Below are 2,950 nucleotides of genomic sequence, written 5' to 3' on the forward strand. Positions count from 1 at the left end.
TGTGTGGGGGCGTGCGCCCGCGCCCCGTTCTTCTCCTCCCGCCCCGCCCCCGCGCGCGGCAACTGCGCCGGGTGTCGCCCCGCGGACCGCCCCCACCCCCCCCCCCCCACCCGCCCGCGGTGCCGCCGGCCGGCGGCGGGCGGCCGGCGGCCGGCGGCGGGCGCGGGGTATAGGGGCGGCTTATGGGGACATCGGTGCGCGGGTTCTACCGGGGGCGGGCGGGCCGGACGAGGGTGGGGGCAAGAGCCTTCCGATGAAGCAAGGACACCATGTACACCCTCTTGTTCCTCCTGATCTCCCTGTGCCTGTGGGCGGTGCTGCGCGACTGGCCGCGCAGGGCGCGGCTGTCGCTGTGGGCGGGAACGCTGGCGCTCACCACGCTCGCGTTCCTTCCGCACCTCGACCGCCCCTTCGGCCTGAGCTTCTGAGGAGGAGCCGCCATGACCGCCACCGCAGCCACCACGGCCTTCCCCGACCGGGCCCTTCCCCCCGCCCGGCTCACCCATCGCCTCGGCCTGTGGTTCGCCCACGCCTACGTCCTCGGCATGTGCGCCACCGTGGGCGGCGCGTACGTCTTCCAGTTCGCCCTCGGGGAACACCCCTGCCCGATGTGCCTGCTCCAGCGGATGTTCATGCTGCTCAGCGCACTCGGCCCGGCCATGATCATCGCCCGTTCACGCAAGGGCGCCGTGGGCACGGCGGAGTTCGCGTCCGGGTGGGGCGTGGCCGTCGCCTCGGCGCTGATCGGCAGTACCGTCTCCGCGTCGCAGGTGCTGATGCACGTCGTGCCCCCGGACCCCGGTTACGCGGGTGCCCTGTTCGGTCTGCACCTGTACACCTGGGCGGCGATCGTCTTCCTGGCCGCCGTGCTCTCCGCCGCCGTGAACCTCGTCCTGGCACGGGAGTTCCAGCCGCTGGGCTCCGCCCAGGCCACACCGGCCCTGCGCCGCGCGGCCGGCCTCACCCTGACCGTCCTGGCGTTCTTCGCGGTCAGCAACCTGGTGGCCTGCCTCTTCCTCCAGGGCCTGCACTGGCAGATGCCGGGTGCCCCGACCGCCTACCGGCTGATCACCGACCTGCGGTGAGGCCGTCAGGGGGCCGACGGCGCACGGTCGCGTGACCCTCTACTCCTCCGGTTCCCAGGCGCGGAGCAGGTCGAAGAGGCCCGCGTCCCCGTCGATCCGGACGGAGTCCGCCGGGATCCGGTCGTAGACGAAGAGGACCAGTTCGCTCGCCGTACCGCTGACGGACACACCGGCCGCCTCCGGCTCTTCACCGGGGGCGGCGGTGGCGGGCAGGCGGGTGTGCCGTGCGCCGTCGGCGTCGAGCGTCAGGCGCCACGAGCGGCCCTCGGCCGTGTGAAAGTCGAGGGCGGTGGGCTGGTGCGGCCAGGCGGCGGGCGTCGCGACGCAGGTGGCCAGGAACTCGTCGACGCCGTCGAGGGCCACCTCCCGGGGCAGCGGCTGCGGGGCCGCCTGGGCGGCCTGGGCGTCGTAGGTGTGCACCGCGGTCTCCTGCACCCGGTGCCGTGCCACGCCGCCGGAGGTCCGGGGCGACTGCGACGCTCCCCACCACGTCCAGCATCCACGCCCGGGTCCCGCCTCCCGCAGGGCGTGCAGCAGCGCCCGGGTCGACTCCTCCAGCCAGGCCGAGAGCGCTTCCCGCTCTCGCGGCGCGACCAGGGCGGCGCGGGCGGCGACCGCGTCGGCCGGGGGTTCGGCGGCAGGCCCCGAGGCGACGACGGCGGCCCAGAACCGGTCTGCCCCGCCCAGGTGCCGGGCGAGGTCGAACAGGGTCCACTCGGGGCAGCCGGGCACCTGCGCGTCGAGGTCGGGGGCGCCGGCGACGGCGGCACGGAAGGCGGCCGACCGTTCGTCGATCAGCCGCAGCAGGTCGGAGAATTCGAGATCATGTTCCACTGCGGCTGTCTATCAGTCGTCCGGATTTCCGGACAGGGATTTTTCGCCGACGCGGCGGAAGGCAGAGGGCGCCGGGACTAGGGCCTGTCGTCAAACTCCCGTCTGCCCCACGACGCCTGGCACGCGCTCTCGCCGCACCGGGCGAAAGCCAAGTACGTCCAGTACGCGGGCTTCCGCCCGGCACACCGAGAGCACGCTCCCCCAAGCTCTCGGCTTCGCTCGAGCAGGGGGGACCCCCATGACGCCGTGGGGCCGCCCTCCGGGCGACGACGGGAGTTTGACGACAGGCCCTAGGAACGTACCGGTTCCGCGCCGAGGTCGCGGCGCATGGCGGCCCGCAGCCGGGTGAGCGCCGCTTCGCACTCCGTCCGCCCGTCGGCGTACGCCGCGTCCTCGGCCAGGACGCCACGCGCCGCCAGGTCCCGGACGTCGCGAAGGCGGCGGAAGGCGTACTCGGAGGCGGTGACCACCGTGGAGGCCGCGGTGATCGACATCTGGTAGCGCACGCCGCAACAGGGCGCGAAGCTCTCACGGGCGCAGCGCGCCCGTTCGCCGGGGTCCATGTCCGGGTCACGGGCCAGGCCCCGGAAGGCGTTGCGCGCCTGGGAGAGGGCGGCCAGGTAGTCGGCGTAGAGGACGCGCCGTGCGGCGAGCAGGCGGTCGTCCCGCTCACGGCGCCAGCGGGTGCGGTCCAGCAGGGCGGCGGAGGCGGTCGCGATCAGAGCGCCGACCACGGCACTCACCAACGTCATCCATGGCATGAGCCAGGGTAGGACCGGCACCGGCAGGCGCGAACAGGCCGGAAACGGCCATCCGGAGAGCCTCGGTCACTACCTGTGGTGGCGGGCCAAGAGGGGCCTGCGGCCCGCCGACGCGAAGAGCCGCTCGCCCGGGGGTCCGGGTGGGCGGCTCTGCGTGGGGTGCTGGGGTGGTTCCGCTGGTGGTTTAGTACCAGTGGTTGGCCTGCCAGAAGTTCCAGGCGGCGACGGGGCTGCCGTAGCGGTCGTTCATGTAGTCCAGGCCCCACTTGA

5 protein-coding genes are annotated in these 2,950 nt (G+C 73.9%); 2 read left to right on the top strand and 3 right to left on the bottom strand.

What is annotated here, in order from left to right; translation table 11 throughout:
• Positions 1-269 precede the first annotated feature (269 nt).
• The gene (locus ABT403_RS38935; RefSeq protein WP_344162315.1) at positions 270-428 is read left to right on the top strand and encodes a hypothetical protein; all 159 of its coding nucleotides are present in this window, start codon (positions 270-272) and stop codon (positions 426-428) included.
• A 12-nt stretch (positions 429-440) separates the two neighbouring features.
• Positions 441-1,085, top strand: a complete 645-nt coding sequence (locus tag ABT403_RS38940; RefSeq protein WP_344162318.1) for a disulfide bond formation protein B — start codon at positions 441-443, stop codon at positions 1,083-1,085.
• 39 nt (positions 1,086-1,124) lie between these two features.
• On the opposite strand, the gene ABT403_RS38945 is transcribed toward ABT403_RS38940, so the two are convergent.
• The 3 genes from ABT403_RS38945 to ABT403_RS38955 form a co-directional block, all read right to left on the bottom strand.
• A complete protein-coding gene (locus ABT403_RS38945) occupies positions 1,125-1,919 on the bottom strand; it encodes a maleylpyruvate isomerase N-terminal domain-containing protein (protein WP_344162321.1) in 795 nt (264 codons plus the stop codon).
• A 290-nt stretch (positions 1,920-2,209) separates the two neighbouring features.
• Positions 2,210-2,671, bottom strand: a complete 462-nt coding sequence (locus tag ABT403_RS38950; RefSeq protein ID WP_344162324.1) for a hypothetical protein — start codon at positions 2,669-2,671, stop codon at positions 2,210-2,212.
• Positions 2,672-2,864: 193 nt separating this feature from the next.
• A partial coding sequence (locus ABT403_RS38955; protein WP_502966017.1) for an aggregation-promoting factor C-terminal-like domain-containing protein occupies positions 2,865-2,950 on the bottom strand: 86 nt, incomplete at its 5' end.

The sequence above is a fragment of the Streptomyces sp. NPDC000075 genome, assembly GCF_040301925.1.
GTDB classification, from domain to species: Bacteria; Actinomycetota; Actinomycetes; order Streptomycetales; family Streptomycetaceae; genus Streptomyces; species Streptomyces polychromogenes.